This is a genomic window from Marinomonas sp. PE14-40, from assembly GCF_051623805.1.
In the GTDB taxonomy this organism is placed as follows: Bacteria; Pseudomonadota; Gammaproteobacteria; order Pseudomonadales; family Marinomonadaceae; genus Marinomonas.
Genome location: NZ_CP130700.1, coordinates 2,066,700 through 2,088,935, shown reverse-complemented (window position 1 = coordinate 2,088,935; position 22,236 = coordinate 2,066,700). Strand labels below are relative to the sequence as shown.

The window sequence follows — 22,236 nt, the reverse complement described above, 5'->3', positions numbered from 1 at the left end:
GCCTTAGTTTATAAGTCTTGTACTAATTGTCTTAACTTGGCATAGCTTTGATCTTGATAACGGGCAAAACCTGATAAACGTTTTGCTCGACACTTTGTCAGATAAGGCGTGCTGATCCCTGCTAGAAAGCGGCACTTGGTATCCAGACTCATACTATCTGGATGAAGCTTAAGGGCTGACTGAAAAGTGCTAGCTAACTCGCTGAGGTCTTGTCTAACTTGCTCTGAGTCTATGTCGTTCTCATTCATTTCGTGTCTGCTAAGTTTACCTATGCTATTTCCTAAGCAACTTGAACAGTGGCCGCATTGGGCTTTTATGCCTTTATTCTCAGTGCTTTCATTACCAAAACTTTTGTCTCCAAAACTCTCATCACCAAAACTTTTGTCTCCAAAGTAATGCGCCAAACTTCTGTTTAAGCAGGTGTCTTGTTCAAAGAAGGCAATGAGCTTGGCAATTCGATTAATTTCTGCCTCTTCCTTTTGTTTGAAATAGTCACCAAGTTGAACCGCAACCTGTTCCTTTTGAGAAAGGTCATATACCTCATAAACTTGTGTTAACTGTTTCGTTTCTAGCTCGATTAAACCTTTTTCACTTAAGTAATCTAAGGCTTTAATTGCTCTGTCTTTAGCATCTTGTGCCCAAAACTCAAAGTTAGGTTCGCCCCAAACCTTTTTGAACTTAGTCGCTTCGAAAACTTGCATTAAAAAAGCAGATCTATCGGCATCGAACTGACTGAGTACTTGGGCCATAGGCGTGACAAACTTGTAGCGAAAATGCGCGTAATAGGCGTATTTAGGGCTGATAATGCCCATTAGCTCAAGTTGTACTAGTAGTGTTTTTAAAGGAAGTTGACGAATATTGGTTTCATTAGAAAGCGCATACAGCTGCATTTCCCAAGTCAGAGTACGCTGCATCACACTTTGTTGATCAATCAGATCTAATAAGTAGGCAATGCTTTCAAGTTCTGGCGTATCTCCATAAACAAAGTTTTCTAAGGTCGAAAGGCCTTCAAGGTTTGCCAAGGTGACACAGTTTGAGGCTTGCCCATCTCGACCTGCACGGCCAATCTCTTGGCTATAGTTTTCAATCGATTTTGGTAGATCATAGTGAATGACATGACGAATATTGGATTTGTCGATTCCCATGCCAAAGGCAATAGTAGCGACTACTGTATTGAGCTTGCCTGACATGAAATCTTGCTGAATTTGCTCACGGCGTTCGCTATCTAATCCTGCATGGTAGGCCTGAGCAGAGACTTGGTTAGCTCTTAACCATTGAGCGGTTTCTTCCGCGCTATATTGCAAGGTGACATAGACAATGGCTGGCTCTGCTTCATTTGTTTGAGGCGAAAGGCGTTGTTTCAATGCGTTTAACAAGGCTGCTTTTTTATCCGCTTGAGGGACGCTTAAGACAGCTAAATTTAAGTTAGAACGATAGAAGCCTGTTTGTACTATATGCTGTTCGTCTATGGCAAATTTTGCTGCCATATCTCGTTTTACTTTAGGGGCGGCTGTCGCGGTTAAAAGCAATACTAAAGGAATGTTAAACTGGCGTTGATAATCAGGGAGTTTTAAATAATCAGGGCGAAAATTATGGCCCCATTCTGAAATACAGTGAGCTTCATCTACCACCAATAATGAGATGGATAAGGTGTGCAGGAAATTACGGAAGCTCTCATTGTTAAAACGTTCTACCGACACCATGAGTATCTTGATTTGGCCTTCACGTACTTGGCGCATAATGTCGCGATTTTGATCCGGTGTCTGGCTTGAGTCCAAACTGGCAGCGCCTATGCCTTTGATTTGTAGAAACTCGACCTGATCCTTAATGAGCGCTAGCAAGGGCGATACGACGAGTGTAATACCACTAAGTTGAGTGGCACTGAATTGATAACATAAGGATTTACCTGCCCCTGTTGGAAAAATAGCTAAGCTAGATTGCCCAGCTAGCACTTGACGGACACATTGTTCTTGTCCGCCACGAAATTGATCAAATCCAAAGTGTTGCTGTAGGGCAGGTATGAGATTCATAGTTAGCTAATTTTGTCTTATGTTTGTGTGAATTGGTTTTTAATCTATCGTGCTATCTTAGTATTAATTAGTAAGCAGGCGCAGCGAGTTTGCCCCAGTCTTGTATGATGAGTTCTAGGTCATTTAAGAGGTTGAGCCAATAGTCTTCACCGCTAAACCAAGGGAAGGCCATCGGGAAGGCGGGATCATCCCAACGGGCGTCTAACCAAGCGGCATATTGTACTAAACGAATGGCTTTTAGACTGTCGATGAGTTCTAACTCTTTTTCATTAAACTCAAAATAGCTTTCATAACCTTCAATTAATTCACTCAATTGTTGCTTTTGCTGGGTCAGATTACCTGAGAGGTGCAACCATAAATCTTGTACCGCAGGGCCTGTTTTCGCATCATCAAAATCTAATAAATAGATATCATCAGACCCGTCAACGAGTAAGTTGGATCTGTGGCAGTCCCCATGAATAGGGTATTGCTTAGTAGGCCAATACTTATCAACTTGAGTTTGAATGAGAGGTAATAACTTTGCATTTATTTTATCTAATCTTTCTCTAAGAAATTTAGGTAAATGCTGACACACTTTTAATTGCTCAATCGCCTTGGTGAAGTCTGCAACAGGTGCCATGCTAGGGCGTGTTTTAAACTCTGCTGCTTGCAACCCTTGGTGGATTTGAGCCAAGGTTTCACCGGTAACAAAAAGGTGGTCCATATTGTCCGCATCGGGTGCTTTGCCGATAAGTTTGTCATAAACACAAAAGAAGAAATCCCCATATAAAAACAGGCTTTCTCCTTCTATTTGTTTTGGGGCAATCACATTAATGTCAGCTTGAGCGAGAGCAAAAAGCGCATCATGCTCTTCTAGAATTTGTTCTTTAGTCCAACGGTTAGGACGATAAAACTTTGCGACCAAGGGTGTGCTATCTTCAATACCAACTTGATAAACCCGATTCTCGTAACTGTTAAGTGGATAGATTCTGGCATCGCACCAAAGGCCAATGCTTTCAACGGCATTGATGACAAAATCTGGAGTGAGGGCAGAAAAGGGATGATCAGACATAGGATGCTCAGTTAGCGTAAAAAAATAAAACAAGGAAATAACAAGGTAAAGACTGCCTAGAGTAGCAAGCCCATAGGTATTAAGGCCAGTGTTTGTTACTTTAATCATACCTTCCCCAAAGGGTGTTTTACCTAATTAAGAATTTGGGAAATTGAGTAAGGATTATTAATGAAAAATACTGCAAGTTTGAGCCATTTATTGCCTTTTATTTTGCCTTATAAGAAGCAAATCTTCTTTGCCAGTCTGGCTCTTATCGTGACTGCAGGGGTGACCTTAAGTTTAGGGCAAGGAGTGCGGTTTCTTATTGATAATGGTATCGCATCAGGTTCGAGTGAGGCCTTATTAGACAGCATTGCCATCTTCTTAGGCTTGGTAGGTTTATTAGCATTAGGCAGCTTTATTCGGTTTTTCCTGGTGTCTTGGATTGGTGAAAAGGTTGTTGCTGATCTGCGTAAAGCGGTATTTTCTCATTTGATTAATTTACACCCTGCTTTTTTTGAAGAGCAAAAAAGTGGTGAAATTCAATCGCGAATTACCACGGATACGACACTTTTACAGAGTGTGATCGGATCATCGGTCTCCATTGCTCTGCGTAATATTTTGATGCTTATTGGTGGCTGCGTGCTCTTGATGGTGACCAATGCCAAACTCACTTTTATAGTGCTTTTGAGTGTGCCTCTGGTGATAGTGCCAATTCTATTCTTTGGCCGTAAAGTACGAAAACTCTCACGTGATACACAAGATGAAATCGCCAAGGTAGGCGGTCATGTGGGTGAGTCTCTTCGTCATATCAAAGTCGTGCAAAGTCATAATCAGCAAGATCATGATGTAGGGATTTTTTCTAATGTGGTCGAGCGTGCTTTTAATGTCAGTGTGCAACGCATTAGGCAAAGAGCCTTCCTCTCTGTTGTTGTCATCGTACTCTCTATGTCGGCCATTGCTGCCATGTTGTGGGTCGGTGGTAACGATGTGATGCAAGGGCGCATCACAGGAGGCGAGCTTGCTAGCTTCTTGTTCTACGCCATTATGGTGGCAGCAGCAGTGGCAGCTATTTCTGAAGTGATGGGTGAATTACAGCGTGCAGCAGGGGCCGCTGAGCGTTTAATCGAACTGCTACATACGCCAAATAAAATTCCTCCAAATGCCGATACGCCCACTCAAATTGAAGATGTGCACGGTACTGGGCTTGGTGAAGAAATGATTCGCTTTAATCAGGTTAATTTCGCTTATTCAAGCCGATCTGATAAGGCCATTAGCCAGTTAGATTTAAGCTTACGTAAAGGAGAAAGGATCGCGCTTGTGGGGCCATCAGGTGCAGGTAAGTCTACCTTGTTAGAGCTCTTGTTACGTTTTTATGATGTGGACTCTGGGGCTATCAGTCTATTGGGGCAAAATATTCGTCAGCTTGGCTTAAGTGCTTTACGTGAAAATATGGCCATAGTGCCGCAACATGCAGCCTTATTTGATATTAGTGTGGCTCAGAATATTGCCTATGCAAGACCTGAAGCCAGTATGGAAGACATAGTAAAAGCGGCTAAAGCGGCCTTTGCCCATGATTTTATTATGCAGTTACCAGAAGGTTATGACTCTGATCTTGGTGAAAATGGCGTTAAGCTCTCAGGTGGGCAAATGCAGCGAATTGCCATTGCTAGAGCGATTTTAAAAGATGCGCCAATATTGTTACTTGATGAGGCGACCAGTGCGCTAGATGCGCAAAGTGAGCATCATGTACAGCAAGCGCTTGAGCATTTAATGCAAGGTCGAACTAGCTTAATCATCGCCCATAGACTGTCTACTGTGGTGAATGCTGATCGTATTATTCTGATGGAGCAAGGCAAGCTGGTGGCTCAAGGTACTCATGCGGAGTTGTTAGAAAACTCACCGCTTTATGCCAAGTTAGCCAAGCTGCAATTTCAGCATGCTTAGTGCTCTTTATTAGGGCTTTTTCTTTTCTCGTTTTTTATTGTGTTTAAAGAGCCAGTGAATTCACTGGCTCAGCCTTTCCTTTCTCTCTCTGCTTTTAACTCTCTATTTTAGCGCTTTATTTAGCTTTCTATTCTAGAGAGCGCCTTAGCTTAGTTGGGCCACAAAAACAGATGCATGAGCACACTTAAGGCTAGTGTCATCCAGACTCACACCTTGAGTACCAAAGAGCAGTTTCGTTTGCCATTTGAGTGGTATTTCAAGTGGTGAGTCAGCTAAACGATTTCCTGTATCAGATGGTGCATTAACAAGGCCGCCTCGATAAAAGCCTAACCAGAGCCTGTCTAAGCTACCTGCATCCTTGCGTCTTTCAAGAATCAAAGAGATAAAATCTCTGTCTTCTTGGTGCCAATCATCATGTGTCATGGGTTCGTTTTTCTGATTGAGCCAGATAACATTGTCTTTAATGTCATGATGAAAAAGCGCGTCATCTTCAAGGCGGCATTCGGCTAAAATTGGATGCTGCTTTCTCAGGGCTAAAAGCTGACTTATTTGGCTTTCTAGCAGGTTGCGTTTTGCTGATGTTTTCCAATTTAACCAAGAAATTTCATTATCTTGGCAATAGGCGTTGTTATTGCCCATTTGCGTATTGGATAGCTCATCCCCTGCTAAAATGTGAGGCGTGCCTTGGCTTAAAAGGAGAGTAGCGATCAAGCAACTTTGTTGGTTAAGTCGCTCTTGGTTAATCTGCTCATTATCGGTTTCCCCTTCATGTCCAAAGTTTCGACTAATATTTTCACCATGACCATCGCGGTTACTCTCTTGGTTGGCGAGGTTGTGTCGACTCTCATAGCTCACTAAATCGTGTAAGGTAAAACCATCGTGATAGCTGACATAGTTAACCGACTGCACCGCGCTTTTATGGCCTTTATGAAAGATATCTCGAGACCCCATAATGCGTGTTGCAAACTCTTGCACTTGGGCTTTATCTCCACGCCAAAAGCGCTTGATGTTATCTCTGTATTTATCATTACATTCTAAAAAGGCAGTCGGGAATTGGCCGAGTTGATAGCCATCTGGCCCTATATCCCAAGGTTCAGATATGAGACAAGCTTGTGAGATGATAGGGTCTTGTAGCATGGCGCTTAATAAAGGCGCTCGGCTATCAAAGCCATGTTGAGTTCGCCCGAGATCGACCCCAAGGTCAAAGCGGAAACCATCTACTCCCATTACCTCTAGCCAATAACGCATACTGTCCATAATGAGCTGAATGCTCTTTGGGTGGTAAGTATCAAAACAGTTACCGCAGCCTGTGAAGTTTAAGTATTCGCCTTGTTCTGAGCGATAGTAGCTCTTGTTATCGATTCCCTTAAAGCTGATATTTGCTTGGTCTAATTCGCCTTCGTAGGTGTGGTTATAAACCACATCTAAAATGACCTCAAAACCTGCTTTATGTAAGCCTTCTACCATGAGTTTGAATTCGGCTACTGGGTCTTCAATAGCATATTCATAATCAGGTGTGAAAAAGTTAATAGGGTTGTAGCCCCAATAGTTTGTAAGACCGAGCGCTTGTAAGCGCAGCTCACTGGCAAAGGCGAAGCAAGGCATTATTTGTAAGCTGGTAATCCCCAAGGCTTTTAGATGCGCTAGGCTTTTAGGCTCAATGAGGCCTAGGTACTTACCTTTGAGTCTCTCATCTATGTCTAGCTGTTGGCTAAAGCCTTTAATATGCACTTCGTAAAGGCTACGATTTTCTGCTTTTATCTTTTTACTAAGCGCATGTTTGGCTTTTTCATTTTGCTGGCTAACAATGCATTTAGGTACTGAGTGAGCTGAATCTTGTGTATTCATTGCACCTGTTTTTAGCATGGCGCTTTGGTCTGGATGCCAATGGAGCTTGTCGCTGAGCTTTTTCGCATAAGGGTCGAGTAACAACTTATGAGGATTAAAAAGGTGTTGCTCTTTGGGGTTAAATTCTCCATCAATACGATAGCCATACAATTGGCCGTCTTTTAGGCCGTGTATCTCTGCATGCCAAATACCTTGTGTCTTTTGCTTGAGGGCTATTTGGTGCTCGACTTCTTGATCGTCTGAAGCAAATAAACAAAGACTAACTTGCTTGGCGTGATGAGAGTAAATCGCAAAATTAACACCTGTCTCAGTAAGGCTTGCTCCCAGTGGGTGAGGGTGACCGGGTGTTTGAATGTACGAGGTTTGAGATTTTTGGTTTTGCATTTATCTACCTGTTTTTATCCTTGTTGGCTTGTTTGCCCCTTTCATTGAAAAGGGCGTGTACAAGGACTGCTTCGCTAAGCCTTAAGCTTAAGCGCAATTGCTGCAAGAGGCGGAACCTGTAGGCAAAGGCTTTGATCTTTACCATGGCTCGCAATAGCGTCTGTGTTACAACTTGTCGGAACGGGGTACTGGCTACCTTTATAGGGCTCAGAATCCGTATTAAATACCAATTGATACTCGCCTTCATCAGGCACGCCAACACGGTATTCATTGTGTGGATTTGGGGTGAAGTTGATAAGTACGACTAGTTTTTCATCAGAATCTTTGGCACGACGAATAAAGCTTAGAATACTGTTGCCTTTATCGTCATAACTTATCCATTCAAAGCCTTGATAGCTGTGGTCGTAATGCAGTGCGGCTTCATCTTGATAAAGTTGGTTTAGGTCACGGCAAAGCGACTGCTGAGCTTGGTGATAATCTATGTCTAATAAGTGCCAATCTAGACTCGTATCATGATTCCACTCTCTACCCTGAGCAAGTTCGTTACCCATGAAATTTAGCTTTTTGCCCGGATGGAAATACATATAAGCCGTAAAGGCTCTTAGGTTAGCGAACTGTTGCCAAGTGTCCCCTGGCATCTTAGTGAGCATAGAGCCTTTACCATGTACGACTTCATCATGAGATAAAGGCAATACAAACTGTTCGTCAAAGGCATAAGCCAAAGAGAAGGTCATTTCTCCATGGTGATGTTGACGGTGAATTGGGTCCTTTGAAATGTATTGAAGCGAGTCATTCATCCAGCCCATGTTCCATTTAAAACCAAAGCCAAGCCCGTCTAAATAGGTAGGTTTTGAAACGCCAGCAAAGGCAGTAGACTCTTCGGCTACGGTAAAGCAGCGAGGATGGTTGAGATAGATGGTTTCATTTAGACGACGTAAAAAACTAATGGCTTCGTAGTTATGATTTCCACCATCAACATTGGGAATCCATTCACCTTCTTCGCGGGAGTAATCCAGATACAACATGGAGGCAACAGCGTCGACTCGTAGGCCATCAATATGGAATTCTTCTAACCAGTAAACGGCATTACTGATGAGGTAGTTCACCACATGTTCTTTACCAAAGTCATAGATCAAAGATTTCCACTCAGGGTGAAAACCTTTTTTAGGGTCTGGGTATTCGTACTGCTTATCCCCATCAAAATTCGCTAAGCCATGACTGTCTGCAGGGAAGTGTGCAGGTACCCAATCGACGATCACACCTATGCCGGCTTGATGGAATTTATCCACCAAGAATTTAAAGTCATCGGGATTACCAAAGCGGGAGGTTACCGCATAAAGCCCAACGGGTTGATAACCCCAAGAACCATCAAATGGGTGCTCAGATACAGGTAATAATTCTACATGGGTGTAGGCCATCTCTTTTACATAATTTACCAGTTCGTCAGCATGTTCACGAAAGGTAAGAGGTTGCCCATGTTTACGGCGCCAAGACCCTAGATGTACCTCATAGATACTCATTGCCTTGTGGTAATGATCAGGCTTTTCTTGGGTCATCCAAGGCTTGTCTTGCCAAGCATATTGACCGTTATCCCAAGTCACACTGGAAAAGGAAGGGTACTGCTCAATTAATCTGGCATAAGGGTCTGTTTTATGAGGAATGAGCTCCCCATGTTTATCTCTAATTTCATATTTGTACTTTTGACCTGTGCCTACATCAGGAATAAATAAACGCCACAAACCTTCGCCACTGCTGGCCATAGGATGAGCGCGACCATCCCAAGCATTAAAGTCCCCCACCACACTGATAGAGCGAGCTGCTGGGGCATATACACAAAAGCGAGTGCCATCGATTCTAAGTTCATCACTAACCTGACAGAAAGCGGGATTAGCCCCCTGATTAAGATACATAGTGGCACTGTGGTGTGGTACATCATTAAAGGTGGTATCTGTGAACTGATAGGGGTCTAGGCGAATCAGTTCATGATCTTGATATTGGATCTTAAGGCGATAATGAAAACGTTCTTTTTGCTCAGGCCAGTCTAGGTAAAAAAGGCCGTTATCATCTTTACTTACCATGGTGCCTAGTAGCGTATCGTCTTCAAGGGCGAGGATATCAATCGCCAAAGCGCCAGGTTGCCAAACCGTGAGACTTAACCCTTTGGTCTTTGAGTTGTCTTGTAATCCAAGACAAGCAAAGGGGTCAGCACATCTGGCTTGTTGCAAATCATCTAGTAAATCCATTTCTATCTCCAACTGTTAAATCTGAAAGCATCACCCTCAATCCTTGATTAAGGGTGATGTGTGCTAACCATGTAGTGCTGCCACAGAAAGCAATAAATACTGGTTGATTTTGCTTGGTGGAAGTTGGGCAAATTCGATTAAAGCGGCATTCTCTTCTTCTGCTAATGAGTAATCATGATGACTATTTTGACGTACAAACTCTTCCACGCAATGGCTGACAATCAGTGGCAGATTTACATCGGCTTCGAAAGTACAGTCAGGGTGTGTCTCACAGTAAAGCAAGTAAGCATTTAATGCTTCAAATATCAGGCTCTTGTACCAGCTTGGGTGAATGTCATAGGTTAAACGTTCAATTAAAAGGGCGAAGGTATCTTCCCCTGCGGTCATAGATTTTAAGGTAAGCTGGCAATCCAAGACGGTATTACTTTGCTTATCACCAAAAATAATATGGTTTGCATGTTTAAGGCCAGACCATATTTTGGTTAAGAAGGTTTCTGGTAGCTTGGTGATCATTCCTTGCTCTAAACGCCAATCAAACCAGTCTAGATCTGTCATATCTAGCTCATCTTCATCTCTCTCTTGGCTGAACATTTCTCCGTAAGAAAAGCCCGACATACCTTTATTATGCGCCTGATGCTTTTGATCTAATACGCGTTCAAATATGCGATAAAGCTGGTGGGGAGAAAGCTGGGCCAAAGTTAAAAACGCATCTTCTCCTTCATCCATACCAGCTTGTTTGGCGCAAAGCAGTGCAAAGTGATGTAAGCGAATGGTGCGAACTCCATTGAAATAGTCAGGTTTTGCCCGAATGAGTGCACCGGCTATGGCGATAAGTTCATGGTAAATCACCTTCGCGATGGGGTTAGGTGAGATTCGCTCTATCAGTTCAAAGATTTCATTTTGATGTAATGGGTTGCGAATATGTATCTCGGCCTTATGGGCTTCGCCTAAAATAAGCTGGCGCTGGCGTACTGTGATATCAGCAATGTAGGTCGCAAGGTCTGTGGTTGGCTGCATTAATATTGCGAACAACTGCCTCACCGCCCCCCAGTTCTCGTGAAGCAGGGCTTGGGTGTAAACAGATTCAAGCACCTTATAAGCGGTAATGGCTGGTGAGCTAAAGGGCATGGTTTGCACCAAGGCTTGGCGCTTATGCAGTTCTAGCAAGCAATCAACCGCTAAGGTCATGTTTGGTTTTTGGTTAAGGAGCAATAACAGTTCATCATTAGACTTTAATACTAAGGACATAGAAGGATGTTCAAACTCGTCCTGAGTGACAGGCCAAGGGGCTTGATGCACACTGAGTTTTGCTTCTAAAGAATGGCTTTTATCTTTATCCAGCGTAATACTGCGACGAATGCCAGACTTGAAAGCGTTCTTAGCTGATTGAGGCAGAACGTCATAATTTTCTGTTTCATGATTCTGCAATTGACGCAGAAACTCGAATAGCTGATCACTGTGCTTCATAGCCGCGACGGCATCTTCAATAAAGAGGGTAAACACAGGATTTGCTGGGTAATACCAGTGCTCGTGAATACTGTCTAATTCGTTGCAAATATAGTCTTTTATCAAATCTGGATCTAGTTTGCGATAGTCTTTGTCTTCGTTTTGAATCCACGACAAACACAGATAATTCTGCTCATTAATACAAAAGAGTTGAGAGGTCGCCATGCTGTTTAACGCACGAGAAGGGCGGCCGCTTAAACCTAAGCTGCTAGACACGCCAAGGTGGCGATAAGTATCAATAAGTTGTTCACAACTCATGACTTTTAGAGGGGCGATCTCTTCTAGCGTTTGGCATAAAACACCCGCATCAAGCAGGCGTTTTTTGGTTGCTTCTGTTTGCGCCAAAATGACCATAGACGTCTTAACCGCAGGCTTTTGGTGCTGTCTTGGATGCAAACCGATTGGATCAAGGTCGCGAGTGGTTATCAGCTCTTCATCAAGCATTTTACCCACAAGGTAAAGGCTTTGAGCCCACACAAGTGGTAGGTTGTCATTGGCAACACGTGTTTGAGAGCCTGGGTTTTCTTTCTCTGCTTGTACCTTATCAAAGGGCACAGAATACAATTCAGGCAGTAACATTTGGCCATCTTTTTCTATCATCAAGCTTTCTAGTTTTCGACGATAGTGATTGGCACTCTCCCAGTCTCTGGCAAACAAGCGGTCGATATAAAGGTAAGTGAAAAAAAGCGGCCACTCAGACTCAATATGCTCAAAGTTGATGAGCTCATCGTACTCATAATAAATACGGTTTTGATCTTCAAGAGCCACTTGGTGGCCATCAAGTAAGAAGCGCTTACAACCGTATTCGCCCCCTAGCTTATCGATAATTTCAAGGCGTGTTTTACGTGCAAGTTTAATGTCTCTAACCGCAAAAGCTGGGAAGCTAATAATACTTAAAAGGGCACTGTCTACCTCTTTAGAGCGAGACTCTTTTGGCAATAAGGACGCCAGTACCGATGAGGCACGGGCAACCGCATCAGCAAAGGAATGAATCTCCGCCCACTTAGGGCCATCATCGCCAAAAAGGTTAAGGCCGTCGAGCGCTTCCATTGCGGCTTTTGCCATGCCGACAGAGCTGGCGTTTATCTCTGCTTTACCATTATTTACCTTGTTGCCTCGCTCCCAAATCCCATAATCAGGCGTACGGTAAGTCCTTGAAATGTAATAAATTAAGTTCTGAATAAAGTTAACTTCGTCACGGGAGAAAATGATCTTAGAACCCGCTTTGGTCATTTGTGCCAACATCAATAGATAGAAGCTGGTGGCATCTATTTGCAAATGGCCCCAAGCATCATCCGCCACAGCTTCTAAGCCGGTTTTTGTATCGTATTTAGCGTGCAGCGCATCAGCTGGGTTAAGGCTGTGTTTAAAGGCTTCTACCTTGCGAGTCTGTCTCATCATGGCAGATAAAAGACCACGCATCATTTTGATACAGGAGTGCTCTAATTCGTAGGCACGTTTTTGTGGGTTGCCATTACGTTTATTGGCAAGGTAAAGCGCCCAAATAGCTTGAATACTATAAACGTTATCCCTCACCCAGGCATCGGTATAATTACCATGGTTGTTAATGCTGGTACTGGCAGGAAATAAACCAGTCACAGGGTGCTGCCGAGATAAAATAACCTGATTAATATGTTGATAGAGGGTTTCTAACTTATCAGGTATCGCAGACGTCATTGGTAAGTTCCTTTGATTTGAGAAAAAAGCTTGGATCGAAAAGCAATGATAAAAATTTTCGTAAGCGTCAGTTTAGTGCTGGGCTAGTTATTATTAACACCTAGGTGTTGCAAAAATATGTTTAGCCAGTAGCAATTTGTTATCGACAGACAAATAAGTCTCTACTCAGGTAAAACGATCGAGCCATGTTATCGCATCTTCTTATCTTGCCTGTCTAAAATAGTCTTATGCAAGTTCTATGACAAAGTGTAAAAACAAAAAAAGCGGTTAATCATACGATAAACCGCTTTTTTTATTTTGCTTAATCTTTTCTAAATACTAGGTTGAGAATTCAGTGATTAAGTTTCTTAGCTGGCCTGCACACTGTTTTAATTCTACGATGTTGCTTCCCATCGCCTTGTTATCTTGGGAGGTATCCTCAGTCACCGTATTGATATTGTTTATGTTACGGCTAATCTCTTCTGCAACTTGGGTTTGTTCATGAGAGGCTAAGGTAATCTGCTGATTTAAGTGCGAAATCTCTTTAATACCATGGTTTATATCCGAGAAACTAGAACCCGCTTGAACCGCTTGCTCAACGCCTTCTTGGGCCATGGTTTGTGCTTTTTCCATAATATCTACCGTGGCCAGTGTTTGGTTTCTTAGACTTTCTATCATGTCCTGGATTTCAACCGCTGAACCTTGTGATCTTTGAGCTAGGTGTCTGACTTCATCTGCGACTACTGCAAAACCTCGACCTTGCTCTCCTGCTCTTGCCGCTTCAATGGCTGCATTTAAGGCGAGTAGGTTGGTTTGATCGGATACCTGACCTATTACCTCAAGCACGGTTTCGATATTCATCACGCTATTTCTAAGTTGATGGATAGAGTTGGTAGCATGGGCAACATTTTCAGCCAAGCCTTTGATACTATCGTTGGAGCTGGTGATGATAGCTAGACCTTGTTTTGATTGTTGCTGCACCTCTTGTGCCTTGTTGCTTGCTTCAGCAGAAATGTCATTGGCCTGCTGAGCACTGGCTGCCATTTGGAGCATAGCACTGGCAGTTTGCTCTGTTTCTTTAAGTTGAGTCTCAACCCCTTGTGTCGTCTTGTCACTGATCTGGTTTGATTGCACGACGATATTGTCTAATTGAGAGCTTGAACTGCCTACTTTATTGACTACCTGTTGGAAGGATTCCATCATCTTATTATAGGAAGAGGCCATCACACCAAGCTCATCAGTGCTTGTAAAATCAACTCGTTGAGTTAAGTCACCAGACTCTGCCACACCTAGCATAATGTCTTTAAGCATAATGACCCGAGAGGTCACTAAATAAATAATAAATAAGGCAGTACCACCAATGAAAAGGGTGAGTAAGATAACTGCAATGCCAAAACGTATGAGGTTATGGAAGAACTGCTGATGCAAGGCATCTAGATAAACACCCGTACCGATAATAATATTCCAAGGTTCAAAAGCTTTCACATACGCATTTTTAGCAGTAGCGTCTGTCTCACCTGCTTTAGGCCACATGTAATCGACAAAGCCAGCACCATCTTTTTCGACGACTTTTAAGAATTCTGCAAAGACTCTCACCCCATTCACATCTTCAAACTGGCTCATATCTTTCCCCTCAAGTGCTGGGGTAATAGGGTGCATTAACATGGTCGAGTTCATGTCATTTATCCAGAAGTACTCTTTGCCTTCGTAGCGTAATTCTCGAATAACTTCGAATGCTTGCTGTCTTGCTTGTCCTTGGTCTTTGCCTTGTTTTAGAGCATCTTGATAATAATGATTGAGAGTGCTGTGTGCGACTTCGACCAAATCCTTGGTTCTATCTTGTCTGTCTTGAAATTGGGTCATATACAGAGAGTAAAGCGAGACGCCAATTAAGCCGGATGTGCCTAACGACATCAGTACTATGATGGCCCAGAGCTTGTAACGTATCTGAATATTATTTAAAGCATTAAGCATTTTTTGTCCTACTTGTTCTGTTGCACTAGAGAAACTAGCGAACATATTTCTAGGTTAAAAAGTGAATCACCTATAAGTAATTCTTATTTCTAACCACAAGCTTACTGGTATGTTTGAGCCAAGACTTGATATAAATCAAGCTAAACGCCTTCTTTTATTAACTAGTGGTTTTGTGAAAAGAAATGGCAATTACATAAAAAAATCTTATATCTGATATGTTAACTAAGTTCTTTATTTATGAGAGATGCTAGTATGGCGCGGTCTTAATTTACTGCTTAACACTATGGAATATTTATACCTAGCACTGACGGCTTTTTTAAGTGCAACCTTATTGCCCATGGGGTCTGAAGCCCTGTTATTGCTTTATGCCAATGATACAAACCTGTCTATTGTTGGGCTCGCAATCGTTGCTAGTCTTTTCAATACCTTTGGCTCTTGTGTGAACTGGTGGTTAGGAGGCTACCTTGAGCACTTTCAAGAGAAGAAGTGGTTCCCTGTTTCTCAAGAACAGCTAAATAAAGCTCAAGTAAGATTTAATAAATATGGCAGAGCAAGTTTGCTCTTTGCTTGGTTACCTATCATCGGAGATCCGCTCTGTTTTGTGGCTGGTTTGCTTAAAGTGAACTTTATTACCTTTTTCGTTTTAGTCCTAATCGGAAAGTCATTGCGATACTCAATGCTCTTATTCTTGGTTATTTAGGCTCAATTCATTGTTTGATCACGATTTATTCTAGGCTAAGTGCTTTTTTAGGGTGACGTTAAAATTTAATCCCGCTAGAATCATGATTAAGAATTGAACGCTGATAACGCTAAGGAATTGACGTGAAACTAGAACTCGCTGCTACTTCAACCAAAAAACTGACTAAGCTATCTGCATTTGCACTAGCCGTCACAGCTCTACAGGGCTGTTCTATGTTAACACCAGCAGGCAATGTTGTTGAGACACAACCTATCACCATGGAACAGCAAATGGCACAGTCCGTTGCTGAGTGGGAAAGCATTAAACCTAAAATTGATAATGTACTTCAGCTTGAAGCTAAAATCGCCAAGTTAGAAGGTGAAATTGCTGAGCTTCAATCTGGTAATTCAACAGCTGGTACTAAAATGGTACCTACTGAAAAAATGGCTGCCAGTGAAAAAATGGACACGGAAGAAATGACAGCGGATAAGATTAAAGCAAAAGTAGCGCCGCTGCGTGAAGATCCTGTTGTTGCGAAAATGAATAAAATTGATGCTGAAGATCTGATGATGACAGATCTTGAAATGAGTCTAATGGAAGAAGCGAAAGCAGAAGAAGCCATGACTCGCGAAAAAGAATATGAAGTACCGAATGATAACTATGTTCGTGCTGAGTTCATGAAAAAAGCAGCAGATCAAAAAACAACAAAGCGTAAGAAAACCCCTGGTGAGTATGGTTTACAGTTAGTTTCTCACCGTTCAGAAGCGGGTGCTAACCGGGCTTGGGCGCCAATTTCGACTAAGTTTAGAACCCTATTAGCAGGTAAAGAGCCCGTCATTGAGATGGCCACTGTGAAAGGTAAACAGTACTACCGTTTAAAAGTTGGCCCTTACTACGATAAGCGAATTGCTGTTGATACTTGTAAGCAGCTAGTACTAAGTCGTCAAGATTGCCTTGTTAGCGATTATTATGGCGAACCCTTCTAAGCAAACTCGCTAAGAAACAAGCCAATTAAAAAAGGACCGAGAGGTCCTTTTTTAATATCTGTTGTTTGGTTAACTCTCCAGTGTACATTTGATGTCTTAAATGATTAGTGATTAAAGAGTGTTATCAGCATAGGATTCTCAATCAGTAGCCAAGCACTAACAAGGGCTAAGCTAGCGGCATAAAGGTAATTTAGTGCCATTTCATAGGTAGGACTACGCGATATTTTTGACAATAAATCGCCAATGGAAACCCAAAGAAAATGGATAGAAATGTTTAAGATGGCGAGCCAGATAATTAGTAGCATGATGCCTTGCTGTCCAAATTCTTGTTGGGCTTGATCAGAAAATAACGTGAACATTAAAAAGACCATTAACCAGCCCTTAGAGTTTAATGCTTGCACTATTAACCCATCAATGAACCCAAGAGACTGTGACTCTTTATCAAGTTTAGAAGTGCTGCTCTGAACAAATTTATAGGCTAAATAGAATAAGTAAAAAGCGCCTAATAATTGCATAGTGTTCATCAGTTCAGGCTGAGACTCTAATACTTCGCCTAGCCCAAAACCTATGATGATGGATTTCACTAAAAAGACTGTATCGACACCCGCGATTAATGGAATAGATCGTTTCACTCCAACACTTGCACCTGATGCTGCAAATACTATGTTGGCAGGACCCGGGCTAAACACTAGGGGAAACATCACCCCTAACCAAATTAAAAATAAACTCATACAAATCCTCCTAATAATGAAGGTGAATTTTATTCGATAGAAGCCTGAGTCTCTTGTATGAAATTGACCCTTGAGGTTTGAAGAGATTACTTATGTTAGTGCTGATAGTGTGAAGCGTTACTTATAGAAAACTTAAAAAGTAGAGCGTTTAATAACTAGAGGATTTGATAATTTGATGGAGAAGTACCGAAGGCCTTTTTAAAATTACGAGTGAAGTGGCTTTGATCATAAAAGCCACAGGCGAGCGAAGCCTCTACACAGCTTGCGCCATTAGCGAGTAGACCTTTCGCTTTTTGTACTTTAATGAGGATTAAGTATTGATGTGGCGTGATGCCAAACAGGGTTTTAAAGTGTTTGATCAATTGAAACTTTGAGCAATTCGTGACAGCTTCTAGTTCAGTTAATGATGGGTTAGCGTCAAAATTATCATGGATATAATCTCTTGCTCTATAGCTTGCCGCTTTTGATATCCCTAGATAAGCCTGTTCTTTAGCTGAGCCATACTGAGTGAAAAGTTTATCAAGCGCCAATACAAATAAAGACTCTTTACTTAACAGGAAAGCAGGTTCCTCTAAGGATATATGCAACTGTCGTAAGCTATCAAAGAGTGCTTCATCATAGATCTTTGGAGAATCAATAATAGGGTTAATAGGCAAGTCTCGCTGGGAAAATTGAGTGGCAAGTTCAGCTAAATTAAAGTAGAACATACGATACTGCCAACCCTGCTTTGAGCCTGAGAAGCCAGTATGTACTTCGCCAGGATTAATCGCGACTATATGTCTTTTGGGAATGACTAAGTTTTGGCCGCGATAATATAACCCCTCAGCACCTTCTTCAATCATGCCAATGGCTAGTTCATCATGCCAATGCTTTGAAAACTCAAATTTGTTGTAGCGAGCAGAGAGAAGTTCGACGCCTTTAAAGGTATCACTTCTCCAAATTTTTGATGTTTCCACGCTCATGTTTTTATTATCTCAGTAACTTAAATGACCTCTGTTTAAAGAGATTATAGCCTTGGAACTGGTGAAACTGTATAGGATAAAATTGATCAGTTTGATCAACTTTCAAGACAAATGGTAGGAAATTAACTGGACTCATAAAGCAAAAAACCAGCCGAAGCTGGTTTTACTAATTAGCTTAATTTTGCAAATAGTTAGTTTGTTTTTACTAAGCCTTCTTCTTTTAACAGTTTAAGAATCGCTTCTGCCCCTTCTTGGCTAGTCTTAGGCTCAATTACCTGGCCGCCTTTAGCTTGAGACACAGTTGCTGCTTTAAAGCGATCTGCAGCGGTTTTTGCTTTGATCTTCTTCATACGCTTAGGCTTTTTACGGGCGTCTTCAAAGTTAAAATTCGCCGCATCGGTATCGGTTTCGTTATAACCTTGTAGCTTACCCACTTCGGCACGCATAGCTGCGCCATAGGCGGTTTGTCTGGCTTCAGGCGCACTCTCATCTATGATGAGTATACAAGGTGGTTTAACACTTATTGCGCGTCTTGCCCCTCTTGGTAAAGCCTGAGTAATGTTTAGCCCTGCTTCTGTTTGCTCCACTTCACAAACTTGGTTGATCACAGGTAGATCCAATGATTTTCCGAGTAAGTAGGGTAGCATGCCTGAGCTTTCGCCTCTTTCCGCTTGACTACCTGTGAGTATGATATCGCTCTTAGTTTGCTTGAAATAAGCACTAAGAGCAGCCACTGGATCAGAGTTCTGCTCTATCTCAAGGATGCAAACAGGGGCAATAGACATGCCGGCAAAAGATTTAAGTGCATCAGCATCTTGGTAGTTACCAGCATGTAAGCCTAGGCATTGACCTAGTTTTGCGGCAAGTTCAAAGGCTTTAGCGTCTTGCTCTGCACGGCGTGTTCGACCAGAAAGCGGGTGTTTACCTAAAGAGAGAAGTGTATGTGTCGTTAGTTGACTAAGCGGCATGTGATTCTCCCTCGCTAACTTCTTGGGCCTGCACTAGTTCAACTAGGGCGTTAAGAATATCGGTACTGTCAGCAATGATGCTTAAATCAGCACGTTTGATCATGTCACACTTGGTATTGGTGTTAATGGCAATGACCTTATCTACTTGAGAGATACCTTGGAGATGCTGTACCGCACCTGAAATCCCCACGGCAATATAGACTCGAGCACTCACCCAAATACCGGATGCACCCACTTGGCGATGTCTTGGCATAAAGCCATCATCCACTGCCACACGGCTTGCGCCTTCGGTTGCCCCCAAGACGGTTGCTGCTTGATGGAAAGTATCCCAATCACGAATACCATTACCGCCAGAAAGAATAAATGGTGCAACAGAAAGGCTAATATCGGCAGGGTTAACCGCTAACATACCAAGGTCATTAATCAAGGCTTTAGCAGAAACTGCTAGCTCAAGCTCATCCAGAGTGCTGGCAGCGTGCTGCATTTCGTCAATTGGGTCAGCGACTTCGGCATCAAGCAACATGACTTTGCTTAATGTTTTAGTCAGGTCTTGAGTACCAGCAGAAGCACGACAAATAATGCTGTCTTCTAGTGGTTTCCAGCCGTGAGTCACAGGACGAGAGTCTAGTTCTGCCGCAAAACGACGGCCGAGATCTGCACCACCGTCAATGGAATCTGGGAATAAGAAATGGGCAACATCCAGAGATTGCTCAAGTTGCACCAAGGCTTGGATGCGAGTTTCTGGCGAGAAACCTTGGTAGATATCGTCATTTAATTCTAATAAGCGATCCACGCCAGCATCTTGCCAACTTGATTCTTTATGTTCTCCAAACGCAATGGCTATAACCGCGGTATTTTCATTCGCTAAGGTATGGGCATAACCCAATACATCTTTATCGTGTGACGATAAACGCCCAGCAGCAAGATCAGGTAGTACCACGATATAACGCGTCGGTGACTCAACAGTATGTTTTGGTTTTTGCTCTTCAATCTGCATCTGGCTGACAACATTGCCAGAAGCCTGATTGAGGTTAGCACGGTCAATACGCTTGATACCGTTTGGCCCCATAAAGCCCACTTTGTGAGGGTCTTTACGAATAATGCCATTAGGTCCCATAGAGATAGCCGTCGCAGTTAGCTCTAAATGCCTTGGGTGTAATCGATTACGTTTGATACGCTCTAAATGCGGATCAACGCGTTTAACATGATTAGCCATTAATAAACCTCCGCAGGAGTTTGTTTATTAGATTCAGCAGCATCTTGTATCACTAACTGCTCCACTAATAACTCAGCAATGTCTTTAATTTCAGGTCTAGGGGTTACCACACCTTCTAACATCAGAGCACATTGAGGGCAGGCAACCGCGACTATCTCAGCGCCTGTGGCATTCGCATCGTCGATACGCATATCAGGGATACGTTTCTCACCTGGAATATCAGTAATAGGGGCTGCGCCACCACCGCCACAACAGCGTGAACGGAAATTACTTCGCTCCATCTCAACGAAATCTGCACCCATAGACTTAAGTAGTGATCTCGGTGCTTCAAATTCGCCATTATAACGGCCAAGGTAACACGGATCGTGATAGGTCACTTTGCCGCGTAAATCATCTTTTAAGTGTAGACGACCAGACTCGCTTAGTTCGTTCATAAAGGTGGTATGGTGCAAGACTTTATATTGACCACCCAATTCACCATACTCATTGCCAATAACATGGAAAGAGTGTGGGTCTGCGGTCACTATCATATCAAAGTGATATTGACGCAATGTAGCAATATTGGCATTAGCAAGACGTTGGAAAGTCGCTTCATCCCCTAAACGACGAGCTAAATCACCTGAGTCTTTCTCTTCATTACCTAGTACAGCAAATTCCACATTAGCAGAGCGTAATAGCTTCACTACCGCTCTTAATGTGCGTTGACCGCGCATATCAAAAGCTGCATCACCCATCCATAACAAAACTTGTGTACGTTTAACGTCTTTCATTAGTGGTAGGTTTTGATCTGCCGCCCAGTTCATTCTATGGGTTGGGTTATAACCATTGGGGTTATCTGTGGCAATCAGGTTGTCGATAACCTGCGAACCTTGTCCCGGTGTTTGGCCTTTTTCTAACGTTAAGAAGCGGCGCATATCAACAATGGCGTCCACATGCTCGATGAACATTGGGCATTCTTCAACACAGGCACGACAAGTGGTACAGGACCAAAGTGTTTCAGGTTCGATCAGACCATTGACGATAGGCTGGTGCATATCACCTGTGTGGTCTTTAACTTCAACGCCTTGGTTTTCTGGATAAGGAGAACCATAGTAGTTTGCTTCTGTGGTGGCATCTTGCGCATGGCTCATGCCGATCACAATATCTTGAATGACTTTTTTCGGGTTTAGCGGTTGGCCTGCAGCAAAAGCGGGACACATAGATTCGCAACGTCCACATTGTACACAAGCATCAAAGCCTAATAACTGGTTCCATTTGAAGTCTGATGGCATCTCGACACCAAGTTTGGCATCTTTATCTACCATAGGGCGATTCAAGTCCAAGGCTTTAAGACCTGTTGAGCGACCGCCATTGAATCTATCTTGGCGTGGGTGAAAACCTAAATGTAGCGCACCCGCAAAAGCATGCTTCATTGGGCCACCCCAAGTCATGCCAAATAGCATTTCACTTAAACCCATAAAGCTAAAGGCAGAAAGAATCACCACTAGAACCCAGCCAAAAGCATCCGCCGAAATAACACCGGAAGCGGGTAAGGTCAGAATGAAAAAGCTTAGAGAGAAACTAATTAGGCTCTTAGGTAAACGCATCCAAGGGCCTTTAGATAGACGACTTGGAGGGTTAATGCGACGTTTAGCGACAAAACACGCACCGACAAACATCATTGCAAGGGAAGCCAATAAAAGCTTACCAAGAATCTCTGGTGCCAGTCCGAAAACGTATACAAGAATAATAAGCACCATGGATAAAACAAAGCCGCCAGCGGTGGCAACATGGGTATTACTTATGTATTTATCACGCTCCACCACATGGTGAAGGTCATTGAGATAACGCGGAATAATGGCTTTGATCGCAGGGAAAAAAGCAACGGGATTGTCTTGTCCCTGACGCCACATATTAACGCGACGAATGGCGCCAATCACCCATAAACTTAGGGTTAAGACAACCAAGAAAGGTAGTAATGAAGGTAATAGCGAATTTAGCATGCTAACTCATCCATCTAAAGAAAAGAGCCTTAAAAGCAGGCTCAATTTAGCTGTGTTAAAACTTCCCCTAGGCTGAGTAGTCGCCTAGGAGAAG

General features: G+C 42.8%; 14 protein-coding genes. 3 read left to right on the top strand and 11 right to left on the bottom strand.

The features are described from left to right. Nucleotides 1-8: 8 nt before the first annotated feature. Nucleotides 9-2,030 carry a RecQ family ATP-dependent DNA helicase gene (locus Q0A08_RS09540; protein WP_438466669.1) on the bottom strand — a complete coding sequence of 674 codons (2,022 nt, stop codon included), beginning with the start codon at nt 2,028-2,030 and terminating at the stop codon, nt 9-11. Between the two features lie 67 nt (nt 2,031-2,097). Continuing rightward, nucleotides 2,098-3,189: a serine/threonine protein kinase gene (locus Q0A08_RS09535; RefSeq protein WP_438466667.1), complete on the bottom strand. Its 1,092-nt coding sequence runs from the start codon at nt 3,187-3,189 to the stop codon at nt 2,098-2,100. Nucleotides 3,190-3,249: 60 nt separating this feature from the next. Here Q0A08_RS09535 and Q0A08_RS09530 point away from each other — a divergent pair, with 60 nt between their 5' ends. Further along, nucleotides 3,250-5,007 carry an ABC transporter transmembrane domain-containing protein gene (locus Q0A08_RS09530; RefSeq protein WP_438466665.1) on the top strand — a complete coding sequence of 586 codons (1,758 nt, stop codon included), beginning with the start codon at nt 3,250-3,252 and terminating at the stop codon, nt 5,005-5,007. Nucleotides 5,008-5,151: 144 nt separating this feature from the next. Here the strand turns inward: Q0A08_RS09530 and glgX are convergent, their stop codons facing one another. From glgX to Q0A08_RS09510, 4 genes are all read right to left on the bottom strand, one after another. Continuing rightward, nucleotides 5,152-7,239: a glycogen debranching protein GlgX gene (gene glgX, locus Q0A08_RS09525; protein ID WP_438466663.1), complete on the bottom strand. Its 2,088-nt coding sequence runs from the start codon at nt 7,237-7,239 to the stop codon at nt 5,152-5,154. Between the two features lie 74 nt (nt 7,240-7,313). Further along, nucleotides 7,314-9,482 (bottom strand): 1,4-alpha-glucan branching protein GlgB, encoded by a 2,169-nt coding sequence (glgB, locus tag Q0A08_RS09520; RefSeq protein ID WP_438466661.1) that lies wholly within the window; start codon nt 9,480-9,482, stop codon nt 7,314-7,316. 63 nt (nt 9,483-9,545) lie between these two features. Then, entirely contained in the window at nt 9,546-12,665 is a 3,120-nt protein-coding gene (locus tag Q0A08_RS09515; protein WP_438466659.1) for a glycoside hydrolase family 15 protein, read from the bottom strand. Between the two features lie 318 nt (nt 12,666-12,983). Next, nucleotides 12,984-14,618: a methyl-accepting chemotaxis protein gene (locus Q0A08_RS09510; protein ID WP_438466657.1), complete on the bottom strand. Its 1,635-nt coding sequence runs from the start codon at nt 14,616-14,618 to the stop codon at nt 12,984-12,986. A gap of 283 nt (nt 14,619-14,901) precedes the next feature. Between Q0A08_RS09510 and Q0A08_RS09505 the strand changes: the two genes are divergently transcribed. After that, on the top strand, nt 14,902-15,318 hold the full coding sequence (locus Q0A08_RS09505) for a YqaA family protein (protein ID WP_438466655.1): 417 nt from the start codon (nt 14,902-14,904) through the stop codon (nt 15,316-15,318). A gap of 122 nt (nt 15,319-15,440) precedes the next feature. Next, nucleotides 15,441-16,283, top strand: coding sequence for an SPOR domain-containing protein (locus Q0A08_RS09500; RefSeq protein WP_438466653.1), 843 nt, complete (start codon nt 15,441-15,443; stop codon nt 16,281-16,283). A 104-nt stretch (nt 16,284-16,387) separates the two neighbouring features. Here Q0A08_RS09500 and Q0A08_RS09495 read toward each other — a convergent pair whose 3' ends face one another. The 5 genes from Q0A08_RS09495 to Q0A08_RS09475 all read right to left on the bottom strand — a co-directional run bounded on the left by Q0A08_RS09495 (nt 16,388) and on the right by Q0A08_RS09475 (nt 22,142). After that, nucleotides 16,388-17,014 carry a LysE family translocator gene (locus Q0A08_RS09495; RefSeq protein ID WP_438466651.1) on the bottom strand — a complete coding sequence of 209 codons (627 nt, stop codon included), beginning with the start codon at nt 17,012-17,014 and terminating at the stop codon, nt 16,388-16,390. A 155-nt stretch (nt 17,015-17,169) separates the two neighbouring features. After that, on the bottom strand, nt 17,170-17,976 hold the full coding sequence (locus tag Q0A08_RS09490) for an AraC family ligand binding domain-containing protein (protein WP_438466650.1): 807 nt from the start codon (nt 17,974-17,976) through the stop codon (nt 17,170-17,172). A 191-nt stretch (nt 17,977-18,167) separates the two neighbouring features. Next, nucleotides 18,168-18,944, bottom strand: coding sequence for an electron transfer flavoprotein subunit beta (locus Q0A08_RS09485; protein ID WP_438466648.1), 777 nt, complete (start codon nt 18,942-18,944; stop codon nt 18,168-18,170). Next, nucleotides 18,934-20,160 carry an electron transfer flavoprotein subunit alpha/FixB family protein gene (locus Q0A08_RS09480; RefSeq protein WP_438466646.1) on the bottom strand — a complete coding sequence of 409 codons (1,227 nt, stop codon included), beginning with the start codon at nt 20,158-20,160 and terminating at the stop codon, nt 18,934-18,936. Before Q0A08_RS09480 ends, Q0A08_RS09485 begins: the two co-directional genes overlap by 11 nt. Then, a complete protein-coding gene (locus Q0A08_RS09475; protein ID WP_438466644.1) occupies nt 20,160-22,142 on the bottom strand; it encodes a (Fe-S)-binding protein in 1,983 nt (660 codons plus the stop codon). Before Q0A08_RS09475 ends, Q0A08_RS09480 begins: the two co-directional genes overlap by 1 nt. Nucleotides 22,143-22,236 lie beyond the last annotated feature (94 nt).

Bases quoted from the DNA above. Each gene is read 5' to 3' on its own strand.
- Q0A08_RS09540 (WP_438466669.1), bottom strand. From the start codon at position 2,030: ATGAATCTCATACCTGCCCTACAGCAACACTTTGGATTTGATCAATTT.
- Q0A08_RS09535 (WP_438466667.1), bottom strand. From the start codon at position 3,189: ATGATTAAAGTAACAAACACTGGCCTTAATACCTATGGGCTTGCTACT.
- Q0A08_RS09530 (WP_438466665.1), top strand. From the start codon at position 3,250: ATGAAAAATACTGCAAGTTTGAGCCATTTATTGCCTTTTATTTTGCCT.
- glgX (WP_438466663.1), bottom strand. From the start codon at position 7,239: ATGCAAAACCAAAAATCTCAAACCTCGTACATTCAAACACCCGGTCAC.
- glgB (WP_438466661.1), bottom strand. From the start codon at position 9,482: ATGGATTTACTAGATGATTTGCAACAAGCCAGATGTGCTGACCCCTTT.
- Q0A08_RS09515 (WP_438466659.1), bottom strand. From the start codon at position 12,665: ATGACGTCTGCGATACCTGATAAGTTAGAAACCCTCTATCAACATATT.
- Q0A08_RS09510 (WP_438466657.1), bottom strand. From the start codon at position 14,618: ATGCTTAATGCTTTAAATAATATTCAGATACGTTACAAGCTCTGGGCC.
- Q0A08_RS09505 (WP_438466655.1), top strand. From the start codon at position 14,902: ATGGAATATTTATACCTAGCACTGACGGCTTTTTTAAGTGCAACCTTA.
- Q0A08_RS09495 (WP_438466651.1), bottom strand. From the start codon at position 17,014: ATGAGTTTATTTTTAATTTGGTTAGGGGTGATGTTTCCCCTAGTGTTT.
- Q0A08_RS09490 (WP_438466650.1), bottom strand. From the start codon at position 17,976: ATGAGCGTGGAAACATCAAAAATTTGGAGAAGTGATACCTTTAAAGGC.
- Q0A08_RS09485 (WP_438466648.1), bottom strand. From the start codon at position 18,944: ATGCCGCTTAGTCAACTAACGACACATACACTTCTCTCTTTAGGTAAA.
- Q0A08_RS09480 (WP_438466646.1), bottom strand. From the start codon at position 20,160: ATGGCTAATCATGTTAAACGCGTTGATCCGCATTTAGAGCGTATCAAA.
- Q0A08_RS09475 (WP_438466644.1), bottom strand. From the start codon at position 22,142: ATGCTAAATTCGCTATTACCTTCATTACTACCTTTCTTGGTTGTCTTA.